General features: G+C 44.2%; 11 protein-coding genes. 6 read left to right on the top strand and 5 right to left on the bottom strand.

Annotated features, from left to right (window positions below; genetic code table 11):
* Positions 1 to 184: 184 nt before the first annotated feature.
* Positions 185 to 3,490, bottom strand: coding sequence for a preprotein translocase subunit SecA (gene secA, locus AC07NA_RS13860; RefSeq protein WP_494898139.1), 3,306 nt, complete (start codon positions 3,488 to 3,490; stop codon positions 185 to 187).
* Positions 3,491 to 3,812: 322 nt separating this feature from the next.
* Between secA and purD the strand changes: the two genes are divergently transcribed.
* Positions 3,813 to 5,087 carry a phosphoribosylamine--glycine ligase gene (purD, locus tag AC07NA_RS13855; RefSeq protein WP_494898138.1) on the top strand — a complete coding sequence of 425 codons (1,275 nt, stop codon included), beginning with the start codon at positions 3,813 to 3,815 and terminating at the stop codon, positions 5,085 to 5,087.
* Positions 5,088 to 5,395: 308 nt separating this feature from the next.
* Here purD and AC07NA_RS13850 read toward each other — a convergent pair whose 3' ends face one another.
* Positions 5,396 to 5,815 carry a single-stranded DNA-binding protein gene (locus AC07NA_RS13850; RefSeq protein ID WP_345211691.1) on the bottom strand — a complete coding sequence of 140 codons (420 nt, stop codon included), beginning with the start codon at positions 5,813 to 5,815 and terminating at the stop codon, positions 5,396 to 5,398.
* Positions 5,816 to 5,840: 25 nt separating this feature from the next.
* Positions 5,841 to 6,887 (bottom strand): A/G-specific adenine glycosylase, encoded by a 1,047-nt coding sequence (gene mutY / locus AC07NA_RS13845; protein ID WP_494898137.1) that lies wholly within the window; start codon positions 6,885 to 6,887, stop codon positions 5,841 to 5,843.
* A gap of 176 nt (positions 6,888 to 7,063) precedes the next feature.
* Between mutY and AC07NA_RS13840 the strand changes: the two genes are divergently transcribed.
* The 4 genes from AC07NA_RS13840 to radA all read left to right on the top strand — a co-directional run bounded on the left by AC07NA_RS13840 (position 7,064) and on the right by radA (position 11,655).
* Positions 7,064 to 7,366: an HU family DNA-binding protein gene (locus tag AC07NA_RS13840; RefSeq protein WP_345211693.1), complete on the top strand. Its 303-nt coding sequence runs from the start codon at positions 7,064 to 7,066 to the stop codon at positions 7,364 to 7,366.
* Positions 7,367 to 7,383: 17 nt separating this feature from the next.
* Positions 7,384 to 8,244 carry a tetratricopeptide repeat protein gene (locus AC07NA_RS13835; RefSeq protein WP_345211694.1) on the top strand — a complete coding sequence of 287 codons (861 nt, stop codon included), beginning with the start codon at positions 7,384 to 7,386 and terminating at the stop codon, positions 8,242 to 8,244.
* A gap of 238 nt (positions 8,245 to 8,482) precedes the next feature.
* Positions 8,483 to 10,033, top strand: a complete 1,551-nt coding sequence (locus tag AC07NA_RS13830) for an Rne/Rng family ribonuclease (RefSeq protein ID WP_345211695.1) — start codon at positions 8,483 to 8,485, stop codon at positions 10,031 to 10,033.
* A 152-nt stretch (positions 10,034 to 10,185) separates the two neighbouring features.
* Positions 10,186 to 11,655, top strand: coding sequence for a DNA repair protein RadA (gene radA / locus AC07NA_RS13825; protein ID WP_494898135.1), 1,470 nt, complete (start codon positions 10,186 to 10,188; stop codon positions 11,653 to 11,655).
* A gap of 467 nt (positions 11,656 to 12,122) precedes the next feature.
* Here the strand turns inward: radA and AC07NA_RS13820 are convergent, their stop codons facing one another.
* Positions 12,123 to 12,743: a thiamine phosphate synthase gene (locus tag AC07NA_RS13820; protein WP_494898134.1), complete on the bottom strand. Its 621-nt coding sequence runs from the start codon at positions 12,741 to 12,743 to the stop codon at positions 12,123 to 12,125.
* A gap of 73 nt (positions 12,744 to 12,816) precedes the next feature.
* The gene (gene pafA, locus AC07NA_RS13815; RefSeq protein ID WP_494898133.1) at positions 12,817 to 14,478 is read right to left on the bottom strand and encodes an alkaline phosphatase PafA; all 1,662 of its coding nucleotides are present in this window, start codon (positions 14,476 to 14,478) and stop codon (positions 12,817 to 12,819) included.
* Positions 14,479 to 14,637: 159 nt separating this feature from the next.
* On the opposite strand from pafA, the gene AC07NA_RS13810 reads away from it, so the two are divergent.
* On the top strand, positions 14,638 to 16,272 hold the full coding sequence (locus AC07NA_RS13810; RefSeq protein ID WP_494898131.1) for an aminopeptidase P family protein: 1,635 nt from the start codon (positions 14,638 to 14,640) through the stop codon (positions 16,270 to 16,272).
* Positions 16,273 to 16,496: the final 224 nt, after the last annotated feature.

The following is a 16,496-nucleotide window of genomic DNA, read 5'->3' as shown; positions in this document are numbered from 1 at the left end:
TTATACTATGTCGTTGAACCTTTGTCATCCTGAGCATAGCAAAGGATCTATTCACTAATAGATGCTTCGTGCCTCAGCATGACAGCGACTGGCGGCTCAGCTTATGTAGAAATTGCTTCGTTTCTCGCAATGACGATCCGGTTAGTTAAATCCGAAATCGAAAATCCGATATCCGAAATCAACCTTACGCCAAACCTACGCCATGGCAGTTCTTGTATTTTTTACCGCTACCGCAAGGGCAAGGATCGTTTCTGCCGATTTTTGGCTCAACTTTTACAGGTTGTGCTTTTTGCAGTTCGCGGGTATCGTCCATCGGTACACCATTGCTTTCGTTCACTACTTCGGCTTTTGATGTTTTGATGTTCTTCAGTTCGCTGCGCGGCTCGGGTCTGGCTTCGCGAATTTCTTCGGGTTGCTGTTGAACCGGGATACCACCTCTGAACAGGAAGCTCACTATCTCTTTATTAACAGTAGCCAGCATTGCGCTGAACAGTTTAAAGGCTTCGAACTTGTAAACCAATAACGGGTCCTTTTGTTCGTAAACGGCATTTTGTACCGATTGTTTTAACTCATCCATTTCGCGCAGATGCTCTTTCCAGGCATCATCAATCAGGTACAGGGTAACGTTCTTCTCGAAAGATTTGAACACCTCTAAACCATGATTTTCAACCGCTTTTTTAAGCGGTACTGCTACCTGTATACCGTGGATACCATCAGTAAACGGTACTACAATGTTTTCTACCTGTTGTCCGCGTGTTTCGTAAACATCTTTCAGTACCGGGAAAGCCTGCTCGGCAATAGCCTCTTGTTTGCGTTTGTAGAAATCGCTTATTTCGGCAAATACCTGGTCAACCAGGTTATTTAATGATGTGCTGCCAAAAGTACCTTCATCCACACCCGGATCAACCGAGAAGATACGGATGATCTCCAGTTGGAAACCTTCGTAATTGTTAGCCTCTTTATATTCGGTAACGATATCCTCAACTACATCAAAGAAGGTGTTGCTCAGATCAACATCTAAACGATCGCCAAACAGGGCGTTTTTACGTTTAGAGTAGATCACGCTACGTTGAGAGTTCATCACGTCGTCATACTCCAGCAAGCGTTTACGTACACCAAAGTTGTTCTCTTCTACTTTCTTTTGCGCGCGCTCAATTGATTTGGAGATCATAGAGTGCTGAATTACTTCGCCCTCTTCGATACCCATACGTACCATCAGGTTTGAGATACGCTCTGAACCGAATAAACGCATCAGGTTATCCTCTAACGATACAAAGAATTGAGACGAACCCGGGTCACCCTGCCTACCGGCACGACCACGTAACTGCCTGTCTACACGGCGAGATTCGTGCCTTTCGGTACCTACAATGGCTAAACCACCGGCTTCTTTAACACCTTCGCCCAGTTTAATATCCGTACCACGACCAGCCATGTTGGTAGCAATGGTAACTGTACCCGCCTTACCTGCTTCGGCCACAATATCGGCCTCTTTTTGGTGCAGCTTAGCGTTCAGTACGTTATGTTTTATACCGCGCAGCTTAAGCATGCGGCTCAATAATTCTGAAATTTCTACCGAGGTAGTACCCACCAATACCGGGCGACCGGCCTGTGTTAGTTTCACTATCTCATCGGCAACGGCATTATATTTTTCGCGGATGGTACGGTATACCAAATCCTGCATATCGGCACGTTTGGTTGGCGTGTTGGTTGGTATCTCTACCACATCCAGTTTATAGATCTGCCAAAGCTCACCCGCTTCAGTTACGGCAGTACCCGTCATACCGCAAAGCTTGTGGTACATTCTGAAGTAGTTTTGCAGCGTAATGGTAGCGAAGGTTTGCGTAGCATCCTCTACCTTAACATTCTCTTTAGCCTCAATAGCCTGGTGTAAACCATCAGAGTAGCGGCGGCCATCCAATACACGGCCTGTTTGCTCATCAACTATCTTTACTTTGCCTTCATCTAAAATATACTCGGTATCTTTTTCAAATAAAGTATAAGCCTTTAATAGCTGGTTAACCGAGTGGATGCGTTCAGATTTGATAGAGAAATCGCGCATCAGCGAGTCTTTCTTAGCTATCTTTTCTTCGGCAGGCAAATCTGATTTTTCAATTTCAGCTATCTCGCTGCCTACATCAGGCATTACAAAAAAGTGAGGGTCTTCGCCCGATGAAGTGATCAGCTCGATACCTTTTTCGGTAAGTTCAACCTGGTTGTTCTTTTCGTCGATAACGAAGAATAACTCGGTATCCACCTTGTGCATTTCCTTATTTTGGTCTTGCATGTAGTGGTTCTCGGTTTTTTGCAGCACGCCTTTGTTAGCGCCTTCGCTCAAAAACTTGATCAAAGCTTTGCTTTTCGGCAAACCCCTGTGTGCACGTAATAAAGCTAAACCGCCATCTTCAATACCGGCTTTACCATCGTTTATTGATTTTTTAGCCTCGTTAAGCGCGCCGGTTACATAGTTTTTTTGCGCGTTAACCAACCGCTCAATGCGTGGTTTCAACTCATAAAACTCATGCTCATCGCCACGTGGTATAGGGCCTGATATAATTAAAGGTGTACGGGCATCATCCACCAAAACGGAGTCAACCTCATCCACCATGGCAAAATGCAGCTTGCGTTGTACCAGTTCTTCAGGGCTACGTGTCATATTGTCACGCAGGTAGTCAAAACCGAACTCATTGTTTGTGCCAAAAGTAATATCGGCAAGGTAAGCCTTACGACGTTCCTCTGAATTTGGCTCGTGCCTGTCAATACAATCAACCGATAAACCGTGGAATTCATACAGCGGGCCCATCCACTCCGAGTCACGACGTGCCAGGTAGTCATTCACGGTTACAATGTGAACACCTTGCCCTGCCAGCGCGTTTAGGTAAGCGGGCAGCGTTGCCACCAATGTTTTACCCTCACCCGTTGCCATCTCGGCAATTTTACCCTGGTGCAATACAATACCACCTACCAGCTGTACATCGTAATGTATCATGTTCCAGGTAACTTCGGTACCTGCAGCTAACCAGGTATTATGGTGAGTGGCTTTATCGCCTTTTATTAATACGTTATTTTTACGCGCGGCCAAATCACGATCGAACTGGCTGGCGGTAACTTCAATAGTTTTATTCTCCGAAAAGCGGCGGGCGGTTTCCTTAACCACGGCAAAAGCCTCGGGCAGGATATTTAACAATATCACTTCCAGTTCTTTATCGCGGTCTTTACTCAGTTTGTCCAACTGGGTGTACAGGTCAACCTTTTCGCTTACTTCAAGCGCCGGATCTTCGGTTTGCTCTTTGATAGCAGCAATTTGCTCATCAATGGCGGCAAGGCCTTCCTGAATGGTTTGTTTAAACTGCGCGGTTTTATTCCTAAGCTCATCGTTGCTTATATCGCCCAATTTGGCAAACTCAGCCTTAACTTTATCAACTATAGGATTGATGCCTTTTACGTCGCGTTCTGATTTGCTTCCGAAAAGCTTACTGAAAAAATCTAACATAGTATTTCGAAGTATATATGGGTCATGTTCTCAACAATTGCGCCACAGCGCATTGCAAAGCCATTTTGACAGGCAAAGATAGTATTTTGTGGGGAAAGTAGTTGTAAGTTGTGGGTTGCAAGTTGCAGGTGTTTTGATTGGTTATAAGTTTTGGACTGTAAGTTGTAGGTATCTTCACTTTATCCTATATTTTCATCCACGCTGGAAACATTCTTCATAAAACACACAATTTACAACATGCAACCCACAATAGATAACCCACTCCTCTTACAACTTACAACCCGCAACTCACAACTCTACTGAAAATACTATCTTTGCGCGCATGAACATCCTGATACTTGGTTCGGGCGGAAGGGAAAGTGCCTTCGCCTGGAAACTGGCGCAAAGCCCCAAATGCGATAAGCTTTTTATAGCCCCCGGTAATGCCGGTACGGGCCAGTATGGTACCAACGTTAATATTAAGGTGACTGATTTTGCAGGCATTAAGGATTTTGTGCTGGCCAGTGGCATCGATATGGTATTGGTTGGCCCCGAAGAGCCATTGGTAAAAGGTGTACATGATTACTTTTTGGCCGATGAGCAGCTGAAAAGCATCCCGGTGATCGGTCCGGAAAGCGAGGGAGCACAGTTGGAGGGCAGTAAAGATTTCTCCAAACAGTTTATGGAGCGCCATAACATCCCGGCGGCGGCATCGCGCACTTTTACCCGCGAAACTTTACAGGAAGGTTTTGAATACCTGCCTACAATTGGCTTGCCGATTGTACTAAAGGCCGACGGGTTAGCAGCCGGAAAGGGCGTATTGATATGCCTTACGCTTGAAGAGGCTAAAGCTGAACTTGCCGATATGCTTACTAACGCCAAATTTGGCGCGGCAAGCGAAAAGGTAGTTATCGAGCAATTTTTACAAGGTATTGAGCTGTCTGTTTTTGTATTGACGGACGGCAGCAACTATAAAATATTACCAAGCGCTAAAGATTACAAGCGCATTGGCGAAGGCGATACCGGCCTTAACACAGGTGGCATGGGCTCGGTTTCACCGGTGCCGTTTGCTGATGCTGAATTTATCAGCAAGGTAGAGCAGCGTGTTATTATCCCTACCATTGAAGGTTTAAAAGCAGAGAACATCTCGTACAAAGGCTTCATTTTTATAGGGCTGATGAATTGCGGCGGCGCCCCGTATATGATAGAATACAATTGCCGCATGGGCGACCCGGAAACCGAAAGCGTTTTACCACGCATTGAAAGCGACCTGGTTGACCTGCTGTTAGGCGTAGCCGAAGGCAATTTGAACGAAAAAGAACTGATTATATCTAACAAGATAGCCACCACAGTAGTTTGCGTAGCAGGCGGATACCCTGGCGAATATTTAAAAGACAAAGCCATCACAGGCATTGAGAACGTACGCGATTCGCTTGTGTTCCATGCGGGCACCACAGCCGTTGGCGATGAAGTACACGCCACCGGCGGTCGTGTATTGGCCATCACCTCGTTACAGGACAACCTGTTTGATGCCCTGCAACAAGCCACCGCCGATGCCAGCCGTATTTATTACGATGGCGTATACTTTAGGAAAGATATCGGATTTGATCTATTGTAGCTTTTGAGGCTCGGGGATTGAGGTTCCCGGTTCGGTGGCTTCAGGTTCGGGTGGATATTGTATAAAAAAAGGGTTGGTAATTTGAGATTGCTAACCCTTTTTTGTTTGATATGTCAGTTATGGCCTTTTTGCCCACGCACCTTCGACAAACTCAGGCTGACAGGCTATACGCGTCATCTCACCTTCATAGTTCCCCGAATTTTAAAACTCGTAATTGACAAAATTCTTCTAAAATTAAATAAAAAATAAAGCCTTACCGGGGATGGCAAGGCTTATTTCTTATCTTTTGGGTTTATGTAAAAGAGTGGTTAGAAAGGCAGATCGTCGGTTTCGGCAGCGCTGTTATATTCGCTGGCCCCATCGGTTTTCGTAACCGGACGATTGTCGTTCTCGAAGTCGCTTTTGCGACCGAGCATTGTAAAATTTTCGGCTACCACTTCGGTAGTATATTTCTTTATTCCTTCTTTATCTTCAAACGAGCGCGTGCGCAGCTTGCCTTCAATATAAACAAGCTTGCCTTTTTGCAGATGTTTGGCTGCCACATCGGCCAAACTGCGCCACATTACTATGTTATGCCATTCTGTTTGTTCAACCTTGCGGCCATCTTTGTTAAAGGTTTCAGACGTAGCCAGCGGGAAACTCGCTACAGATACGCCGCCATCTAAATAACGTACTTCGGGATCTTTGCCTAAATGGCCTATAAGTATTACTTTATTAATTCCAGACATGGAGGTAAATTAACGCAAAATTATTCTACAAATTAAAAATATTTTTTAGAAATATAAAAATGATTTTTGGCAAGGCCAGTTTTTCTAAGTTTTGTACCTCTGTGTAAAACCATTTTTGTTCTAATTTAACAGGCTGAGTATTTAACTTTATCAGCCTTACATATAACCTTTGATGTGTAAGAATGTGTTTTTGTACAGGTAATATTTCTGTATTATTTATTATGCTGCCAAAATATTCTTTTGTTTCAGGTAGGTTAAACAACTCATTTACAGGCAATAATGTTTGCGTTTCTATAAGCGGTAAATCATACATATTTGCCCATATATCATTTTCGCCCCTTTTATTCATTAATATTTTATCACCGTCGGTAATTAAAAAATAGTTCAAAAAGCGTTCGCGTACTTTTAATTTTTTAAGTTTTACCGGTAAATAAGTGGTGGCATTATGCTTAAAGGCATAGCAGCCAATACGTACAGGGCAAATACCACAACCCGGATTTTTAGGTTTACAAAGCATTGCGCCAAACTCCATCATGGCCTGGTTATGCAATCCCGGCATTTTCTTATTAATTAAATCGGCGGCGATGGTTTGGAAGGTTTTTTTTGCCCCTGTTGAATTGATAGGCTCATCAATACCAAAATAACGGGCCAGTACGCGGTATACGTTTCCGTCAACCACTGCCCTTACTTCGCCTGCCGAAAAAGAAGAGATAGCCGCCGCGGTATACTCGCCAATTCCCTTCAATTTAAGCAGCTCATCGTAGGCTGTCGGGAAAATTCCGTCACAATCCTGTTGCACAAGGCGGGCTGTTTTGAGCATATTACGGCCCCGTGAGTAATAACCAAGGCCTTGCCAAAGTTTTAAAATATCATCTTCGGCAGCATTTGCGAAACTATTTACATCAGGATACCGTTCTAAGAAGCGGTAAAAATAGGGCATGCCCTGTTCAACCCTTGTTTGTTGCAAAATTACTTCAGAAAGCCATATAATATAAGCGTCGGTAGTGTTGCGCCAGGGTAAATCGCGCTTGTTTTGTTGATACCATTTCAATAATTCTGCAGCAAAATCCATCAGGCAAAAGTAACAAGCATAGGGGCTACAAAGTTCTTTTTATACATGAATTAAACACACGATTGTAAGGTGAATAAAAAAAACATCGCAAAATTTCAATCTTTCGGAATAAAGCAATACTTTTGCAACCCCAAAACAGTTAAGTAATTATATAAAATTAAATAGAAAAATCAGATATGACTAAGGCAGAAATTATAACTGAAATCTCATCGAAAACAGGTATTGAGAAAGTTGATGTACAGGAGACTGTTGAGGCGTTTTTTAAAGTAGTAAAAGGCTCGATGGTTGCCGGCGAAAATGTTTACGTGAGAGGTTTCGGAAGTTTTGTTGTTAAAAAAAGAGCTAAAAAAACAGCGCGTAATATTTCAAAGAATACTGCCATCATTATCCCCGAGCATTTTGTACCAAGCTTTAAACCTGCAAAAACTTTTGTTGAAAAAGTAAAAACAGGTAACAAACCAGGTAAAGCAACCAAATAATTTTACAAACAATTATCATGAAAAAAACACAGATACAAATAGCGGTAGTAGCGGTTATAGCCATTATCTCTGCTGTTTTGTATTATCAGCCGGTTAAGGGTTTAATAAAACCTAAAGAAACACGGTCGGCTGGTGGTGTTGCTTCAACGGACGATCATGATCATCCGGCGGCAACAGTAAGTGTTGAACAGGTATCTGAAACATCAAAAGCAGCCATTGGTGAGGCGCTTGCCGCAAAGATCAACGATCTGGAAGCGAAGTTAAAAGTTACTGCTGATGACGCCGGTAAGCTGGCCATTCAAAAAGAACTTGCCACCCAGTGGGATGATGTTAACCAGCCGGGGCCTGCCGCTTTCTATTATAAAGATGTCGCATCTAAAGAAGGCACGGCCGATAGTTGGGTAAAAGCAGGTAACCGTTTTAATGATGCCTATAAGCTTACGCAGGATACTACGGCACAGCCAACGTACCTTGCTAACGCGGTTGAAGCATTTGAAACAGCACGTAAACTTGCGCCTGATAATTTGGATGTTAAAACAGGCTTAGGTGTGGCCTATGTAAATGGCGGCGCGCCAAGCCCAATGCAAGGAATTAGCCTGCTGCTTGAAGTAGTGAAGCAGGACCCGAACAATCGCAATGCTAACCTTAATTTAGGTATGTTTGCCATGAAATCGGGACAGTATGACAAGGCTATAGGCCGGTTTAAAACCGTTATAGCCCAAAAGGCCGAAGTGGAGCCGTATTTTTACCTGGCCGAAAGCTACAAACAGCTGGGGCAGAAAAAAGAAGCTATTGAGGCTTACAACAAATGTAAGGAAATGATGCCTGACCCGGCATTCGGCCAGCGCATTGATGAATACATAAAGGAATTAAAATAAGTTTAACAATATTTAAAAAATTAGTACTATGCCAAGCGGTAAAAAACGTAAGAGACATAAAATGGCTACCCACAAACGTAAAAAACGTTTAAGAAAAAATAGACATAAAAAGAAATAAGCTGTTTTAATTAACAGCTTATTGCCTGCTTTTTAGCAGGCATATTTTTTGTGTTCTTGTTTTTACGTTCTTATTTATTTGCGGCTGCTACGGTAGCTGCTTTAAGAAATGGAGTAGCAGTTGATAAAAGAATTAATTATCGATTCATCCCCCAACGGGGCTACCATTGCACTTTTACAGGATAAACAACTCGTAGAGCTTCATAAAGAGACAGTTACTAACGCTTATACCGTTGGTGATATTTATTTGGGCCGTATTAAAAAAATAATGCCCAGCTTAAATGCTGCCTTTGTTGATGTTGGTTATGAGAAGGATGCGTTTTTGCATTATCTTGATCTTGGTCCGCAGGTGCAAAGCCTGCTTAAATTAACCAAGCAAGTGCGTAGTGGGGGATATCAGTCAAAGCTTTTGGATAACCTGAAGCTTGAAGCTGATATAAACAAGGGTGGTAAGATATCCGAAGTTTTATCGAAGAACCAGCTTATTCCTGTACAGATAGCGAAGGAACCTATTTCAACAAAGGGCCCGCGCTTAAGTGCCGATCTATCTATTGCAGGCCGCTATGTGGTGCTTGTACCTTTCTCTGAGGTAATATCTATCTCAAAGAAAATTAAAAGCAATACAGAGCGTGTTCGCCTGCGTAAAATAGTTGAAAGCATTAAGCCGAAGCATTTTGGTGTAATTATCCGCACGGTATCTGAAGGTAAAGGCGTAACCGAAATGCAAAAGGACCTGCTTGATTTAATTACCAAGTGGGAAACCCTGATCACCAAGTTACCGTCTGTTGAGCCGGCTAAGAAGATATTAGGCGAAATTGATCGCACTTCTACCATTTTAAGAGACATCCTCAATTCTGATTTTCAAAGCATTTATGTGAATGATAACGGAATGTATGAGGAAGTACGCTCTTATGTACATGAAATATCACCCGACCTGGAAAGTATAGTGCGCCTGCACAAGCACCGCGACCCTATATTTGAACATTATGGTGTTGAAAAGCAGATAAAATCTGCCTTTGGCAAAACAGTTAACCTTGCCGGTGGCGCCTACCTGGTTATTGAGCATACCGAAGCCCTGCACGTTATTGACGTAAACAGCGGTAACCGTACAGCTAATAAAGAGAACCAGGAAGAGAACGCTTTTCAGGTAAACAAAGAGGCTGCGCGTGAAATTGCCCGTCAGTTACGCCTGCGCGATATGGGCGGTATTGTCGTGATCGATTTTATCGATATGCACAAGCCAACCAACCGTAAGGAGCTTTTTGATTACCTGCGTGCCGAAATGGCGCATGACCGTGCTAAGCACACTATTTTACCGCCAAGTAAATTCGGCCTGGTGCAAATAACACGGCAACGTGTGCGCCCCGAAATGAACATTGTTACCAATGAGGTATGTCCTACATGCCATGGTACAGGAGCTATACGCCCAACCGTTTTGCTGCTTGATGATATTGAAAACAATTTCAATTATATACTGGTAGAGCAAAACGAGAAAAAAATTACGCTTTGCGTGCACCCATACATTGAGGCCTACATTAAAAAAGGCATCTATAACCGCCAGATGAAGTGGTACTTTAAGTATGGGCAATGGATAAAGGTGAAAAGCAATCCTGCTTACCAAATCACCGAGTTCAGGTTCTTCTCCTCAAAAGACGAAGAAATCAAATTATAATATTCTGCAACAAAAGCAGAGATTAAACGGGCAGATACTTTCAGTATCTGCCCGTTTTTTGTTTTGAACGAAGCGTTATAAAATGCTAAATATTTTAGTTTTTAGATTTTATTCTGCACATTTGCACATCAATAATCTGTACATCAAACAACGTGGCTAAAACTAAGATCGCATACTTTTGCCAGAGCTGTGGCTACGAGTCGGCTAAGTGGCTGGGTAAATGCCCCTCTTGCTCGCAATGGAATACTTTTGCCGAAGAGATTCTGGAAAAAGCGAATACATCCGTACCCGACTGGAAAGCGCCATCCACAAGTTTACAGCGTTCCAATAAACCGGTACAGGTAGCCGATATTACTTTTCGTGAAGAAGACCGCATACTCACCCCCGACAAGGAGTTTAACCGTGTACTGGGCGGCGGTATCGTAGCCGGTTCGCTGGTGCTGATTGGCGGTGAGCCGGGTATTGGTAAGTCGACCCTGATGCTGCAATTGGCACTGAATATGCCGGCGATGAAGGTACTCTATGTATCGGGCGAGGAAAGTGAAAGGCAGATCAAGATGCGTGCGGAAAGGTTAACTTCTTTTGAGAAGCAAGAAACAGGAGGCAAGAAACAGGAGGCCGGTAAATTCGAAATTGAACATCCGAAATCCGAAATATCAAACGGAGCCTGTTACATATTAACTGAAACCTCTACTCAAAATATATTTAAGCAGATAGAGCAACTGGAGCCCGACCTGGTGGTGATAGATTCTATACAGACGCTGCACTCATCGCATATCGAATCTACCCCGGGTAGTGTATCGCAGGTGCGGGAGTGTACTGCCGAACTGCTGCGTTTTGCCAAGGAGACTTCTACACCGGTTTTCCTGATAGGCCACATTACTAAAGACGGCACCATTGCCGGTCCGAAGATATTGGAGCACATGGTTGATACCGTTTTGCAGTTTGAGGGCGACAGGCATCATGTTTACCGCATATTACGAGCGGTGAAGAACCGTTTTGGTTCGGCATCAGAACTGGGTATTTACGAAATGCTGGGCGAGGGTTTGCGCGAAGTATCCAATCCATCAGAAATACTGTTATCACAACGTGACGAGCCTTTGAGCGGCATTACCATATCGGCCACTTTAGAGGGCATGCGCCCCATGTTGATAGAAACGCAGGCACTGGTGAGCACATCGGCTTACGGTACGCCTCAACGTACCGCTACAGGCTTTGATACACGCCGTATGAGCATGCTGCTGGCTGTGCTCGAAAAGCGTTGCGGCTTCAGGCTGGGGGCTAAAGATGTTTTCTTGAACATTACCGGCGGTATCCGTGTAGAAGACCCGGCTATCGACCTTGGCCTGGCGGCAGCCATCATCTCATCGCACGAGGATATGCCTATCCCCTCAAAAACTTGTTTTGCAGGTGAGATCGGGCTATCGGGCGAGATCCGTGCCGTTAACCGTGTAGAACAACGCATTGCCGAAGCACAAAAACTGGGCTTCGAGCAAATATTCATCTCCAAATACAACCTGCCCAAAGCGGGTGACAAAAAAAGCATCGACCTATCGAGGTACACTATTGATGTAAAAGTGGTAGGGAATATTGAAGAAGTTTTTGGATTGTTATTTGGGTAAAAGAGTTTTACTCTTTGGCTCTCTTTCTTTTAATGTCATGCTGAACGGAGTGAAGCATCTTCTTTTCCATACAGTTTTAGTTTTTTAACCGCTGAGTTAGCGGAGTTGTTCGCTGAGATCACGGAGTTTCAGGGTCGGATATATTACTATTTGTTATTGCGAGGCACGAAGCAATCTCGTCGCTTTATTAAGCTTTGACAACTTTTAAAAAGTTGTCAAAGCTCGTATTCTAAATTGTAATCAGGTAGGTATTTCAGACGATCTGCCTTTACATCGGAGATAAGTTTCTCTATGTTCTCCGTGAAAACCTCTGTGTCCTTTGTGGTTAAAAAACTCCCCGCTCTCTGCGAAAAACTCCGCTCCCTCCGCGGTTAAAAAACTTAAATCTATATGGCGAAGAAGATCTTTATCAACACTTGGGCCCGTTTAAAACAAATGCTTAGCTGGTATTGCTTCTCCGCCAGATCCTAATAAATCTTCCTATAAAATTCCTTCAATGTTTCGGCGGGGTTAAGTGCTAAGTTAACGGCTGATGATACGGCTATGCCATAAATATTGGTGTGCAGCAGCGCGTCTACATCGGTGAGCTGTATGCCGCCCACGGCAATTATAGGGAGGTCTACCGGTTGCTTTTCCAGGTCGCGGTAGGCAGCGAAGCCTAATGGATAGTTGTTGGTATTGGTATCGCTGTGCGCAAACGGACCATATCCGCAATAATCAACAAAGCCGTCGTTTTGCAGTTTAATCAGTAGTGTTATGTTATTGGCCGATGCGCCGAGGGTTTTGTCCTCATTGATCACATCGCGAATGTGGCTAAAATCGGCATCCATATCCTCTATATGCACGCCCTGCGCGTCTACCTCATCCAGCAAATGATAATGGTTGGTGAGTATCAACGTGGTGCCCCAATCATCGCAAATGCTGGCAATTTGGTTAATCTCATCAATAAGCTCCTTGTCGGTTTTGGTAAGGCAGCGGTACTGTATCCAGTTGGCCCCGGCAATACAAGCGGTTTCTACCTGTTCAATATGGCTGCGCTGCGGCAGGTCTTGTGTGATATAGTGTAGTTTTGATATGTACTTTTTCATGCCGTTAGCATCAATCAGCCTAAAATAAAAAGCCGGTCGCTTGTTTAAAAACGACCGGCCTTTAACCTAAATTTTATTTCATTACCTCGGCAATTGGCTTGCCAATGTTACCGCTTGGGGTTTGTATGTGCAATAATGCCGCTACGGTAGGCGCAATATCCGTCATGTGGGTTTCGCGTACCAGGCTGCCATGTTTAACACCCCAACCCATAAATACCAGCGGAATATGCGCGTCGTAAGGGTTCCAGGTGCCATGCGTAGTACCGGTACGGCCGCCCGAGAACCATCCCGGTTTCAGTACAATTTGTACCGTACCGCTATGCTCGCTGCTGTAACCGTTAACAATCCGCTCACGCAAATCGGCAGGGATGTTGGTGGTCAGCGCCTTTTTCATATCAACAGCGTAAGCAACACCTTCTTGTTTGGCTATAAAGTCGATAGCGTCAAGCTTAAGATCTTCCTCGTTTAATTTCGCCTCGGCAATAGCCTTGTTATTAAAGTTTACCTGGTAGTTGTTAAGGCTTAGCACCAGATTCTTCACCTTGTATTTGTTTTCGAGCAGGGTATTTAAACCGGTATTTACAGCACCCTCGTTAAAATTACCTGCCGGAATGTTATGATCTTTCAGGAAGGTAGGGTTATGCGCGGCACCATGATCTGCAGTTAAAAAAACAGTGTAGTTGCCTTTTCCCACTTTACCATCAAGATAAGTGAAGAAAGCCGCTATGTCTCTGTCTAAACGCAGGTAAGTGTCTTCAACTTCAACCGAATTAGGACCAAACTGGTGACCCACGTAATCTGTTGATGAAAGGCTCACGGCTAAAAAGTCGGTTACTACGTTTTGGCCAAGTTGCTCGCTTTCAACGGCTGCTTTTGCCATGTCTAAGGTAAACGAATTGCCATAAGGCGTAGCACGGATCATGCCCAGTTTGCCTTTATACAATTCAGATGTTTTTATCGGGAAGGTAGGCGCATCGGTACCGCCAAATTTACCTTCGTATTTCGGGCTGTTATCGGGCGCGCTTTGTACGTAGGTATTGATAGGGTATAACGTATTCCAGTCTTGTTTCAAGTATTTTTCGGCCAGGTTTTGGGCGTTGAATTTCTTCACCCATTCCGGCAAATCATTCATATAATAGGTGCTGGTGATCCAGGCACCGTTGCTGTCGTCAAACCAGTAAGCTGCATTAGCTGCATGACCGGCAGGTAATATACCACCACGGTCTTTAATAGCTATACCGATCACTTTCGAGCGGAAGTTGGTAGCCAGTTTTAACTCATCGGTAACGGTGCTGGCCATCAAATTACGTGGCGACATTTCGCCCGCCTTTGAAGTGCTGCCCACCGCTTTTACGGTAGAATCTTCAGTACAGTACATGCTTTTGCCTGTAGCCTGTACAATAAAATCGTTACCGGCTATACCATGTATGGAAGGTACCGAACCGGTATATATACAAGTATGGCCTGCCGCGGTAACGGTTGGCAGGTAATCGATATTGGTATTTTCGCAGGTAAAGCCTTCGTTAAGCATACGCTTAAAACCACCCGCCTGGTAACGGTTGTAATAACGGTACAGGTAATCCCAGCGCATTTGGTCAACCACTAAACCTACCACTAATTTGGGGCGGGGTAAGGTGGTAGCGGGCGGTGTTATAGCAGTAGTTTGTTTTATTTGGGCCGATGCAGCTGTGGTTGCCGCGCCCAATAGCAATAAAAGGAGGTGTTTAATTCTCATCAGTAAATTTTTTACACGGCAAATATGAACATTGAAAGTAAAATTAAACTACTATTAAGGTTAATAATAGCTGATTGTTACATTCATTAACGCCCTGTTTTTGGGTTGATAATAATATATGTATATTAAACCTGTTTTTAAACCTTCCGCACACAAAACATGAAGTTGTTAAATAGATTATTAGTCCTTGCTGCTGCCATTTGCCTTGGTACCTTCAGCGGCTTTTCGCAAACCGCTAAAACAGCTGAAGACACGCCCAAGGATTACCTGAGCGCAACATTCCATGCGGGCAGGCGGCAAGCACTGCGCGATCTGATGCCTGCCAACTCGGTAGCGGTAATATTTGCCTATCCGGAGCGGGTATTTTCAAACGATGTTAATTACGTATACCACCCCAACCCCGATCTGTATTATTTTTCGGGCTATAAAGAACCGGATGCCGTATTGCTGGTATTTAAAGATACCCAGGCCGCGGGCGACAGCAGTTATAACGAATTGTTTTTTGTACGCAAGCGCGACCCGCAGCGCGAGCAATGGACGGGTAAGCGATTAGGCGTTGAGGGCACCAAAACACAACTGGGCTTCAAACGTGTTTATAATGGCGATGCTTTCGCGAATTTCCCTGTCGACCTCAAAAAGTTTAGCAGCATAATTTATGATGAGTTGCCCGATGACGCTACCGGTGATGGTGCCGGAGGATTAAAAGCGTTGATAAGCACATTCAAAGCCAAAGCCGGTGTGCCTGATGTGGATAAACAATTATTGAGTGATCTTAACCTGATCAACCAGCGGGGCACCCCCCAAAATATCGACCGTATATTAAACTACCTTAAACCTAAGTTAAACAACGAGGCTTATAAAAAAAATGAACTGATACAGCTATTGGTAAGCAAGCCCGATTCAGCTACGTTAGTAACTGTAAAAGCGAAGATCAATGCTGATTTTTCGAGCATGGCAAAATTTACGGAGTTCACTACCCAATTACGCGGGATAAAAACACCGGAAGAGCTGGACCTGCTGAAAAAATCTATCCGGATTTCATCTATCGCACACGCCGAAGTGATGAAGGCGGTAAAGCCTAACATGTCTGAAAGGGAACTGGAAGGTATCCTGCTGTACGTACACAAAAATTACGGTGCCGAAGACGAAGGCTATCCGCCGATCATAGGCGCGGGAAGCAATGGTTGTATTTTACACTACGAAGAAAACAGCCGCATGCACCTGGATAATCAGTTGGTATTACTCGATGTAGGTGCCGAATATCATGGCTACTCCGCCGATGTTACCCGCACAATACCTGCCAATGGCAAGTTTACCGAAGCGCAGAAAGCCATTTATCAACTGGTGTATGATGCGCAGGAAGAAGTATTTAAACTATGCAAGCAAGGTGTAACCTACAGCGACCTCGAAACCAAAACCGGTGAGGTATTGGCTAATGGCCTGATCAAACTCGGCCTTATAAAGACCGCCGCTGAACTGCGCAAATATTATCCGCATGGTGTATCGCACCATTTAGGTTTGGATGTACACGATAAAGGCGCTTATGATGGCGAACTGAAAGCAGGCATGGTGATCACGGTAGAACCGGGTATCTATATCCCGGCCGGTAGCCCTTGCGATAAAAAATGGTGGAACATAGGCGTACGTATTGAAGACGATATTTTAATAGGTGTAGATAAAGGCACCAACCTATCTGCCGATGCCCCACGCAAATGGCAGGACGTAGAAAAGATGGCCGCCCAGCCAAGCATATTTGATACCGCCAAATTCCCCGATCTGGACACGAAGAAATAGGGGAAGTAAAAAGTGTTTAAAACACAGTGAGAAATCTTATGCTGTTTATAAGGATTAAGCATACAGGCGCAAAGGCTCTCTCACTCCGTTTCGAAATGACAAAAAATGCGTAAAAAAAAAGACATCCGAAGTTTTCAAAACTTCGGATGTCTGAATAATTACTCCCAACAGTCGCTACGGCTTCAGCCTACAGGTGTTGGGAAGACTACTTGTCATCTCGAAAC

The organism is Mucilaginibacter sp. GW821-FHT07G05 (assembly GCF_059418565.1).
The sequence above is the reverse complement of the archived record's forward strand: the minus strand, read 5'-3'. Positions and strand labels throughout refer to the sequence as shown.

Bases quoted from the DNA above. Each gene is read 5' to 3' on its own strand.
- secA (WP_494898139.1), bottom strand. From the start codon at position 3,490: ATGTTAGATTTTTTCAGTAAGCTTTTCGGAAGCAAATCAGAACGCGAC.
- purD (WP_494898138.1), top strand. From the start codon at position 3,813: ATGAACATCCTGATACTTGGTTCGGGCGGAAGGGAAAGTGCCTTCGCC.
- AC07NA_RS13850 (WP_345211691.1), bottom strand. From the start codon at position 5,815: ATGTCTGGAATTAATAAAGTAATACTTATAGGCCATTTAGGCAAAGAT.
- mutY (WP_494898137.1), bottom strand. From the start codon at position 6,887: ATGGATTTTGCTGCAGAATTATTGAAATGGTATCAACAAAACAAGCGC.
- AC07NA_RS13840 (WP_345211693.1), top strand. From the start codon at position 7,064: ATGACTAAGGCAGAAATTATAACTGAAATCTCATCGAAAACAGGTATT.
- AC07NA_RS13835 (WP_345211694.1), top strand. From the start codon at position 7,384: ATGAAAAAAACACAGATACAAATAGCGGTAGTAGCGGTTATAGCCATT.
- AC07NA_RS13820 (WP_494898134.1), bottom strand. From the start codon at position 12,743: ATGAAAAAGTACATATCAAAACTACACTATATCACACAAGACCTGCCG.
- pafA (WP_494898133.1), bottom strand. From the start codon at position 14,478: ATGAGAATTAAACACCTCCTTTTATTGCTATTGGGCGCGGCAACCACA.
- AC07NA_RS13810 (WP_494898131.1), top strand. From the start codon at position 14,638: ATGAAGTTGTTAAATAGATTATTAGTCCTTGCTGCTGCCATTTGCCTT.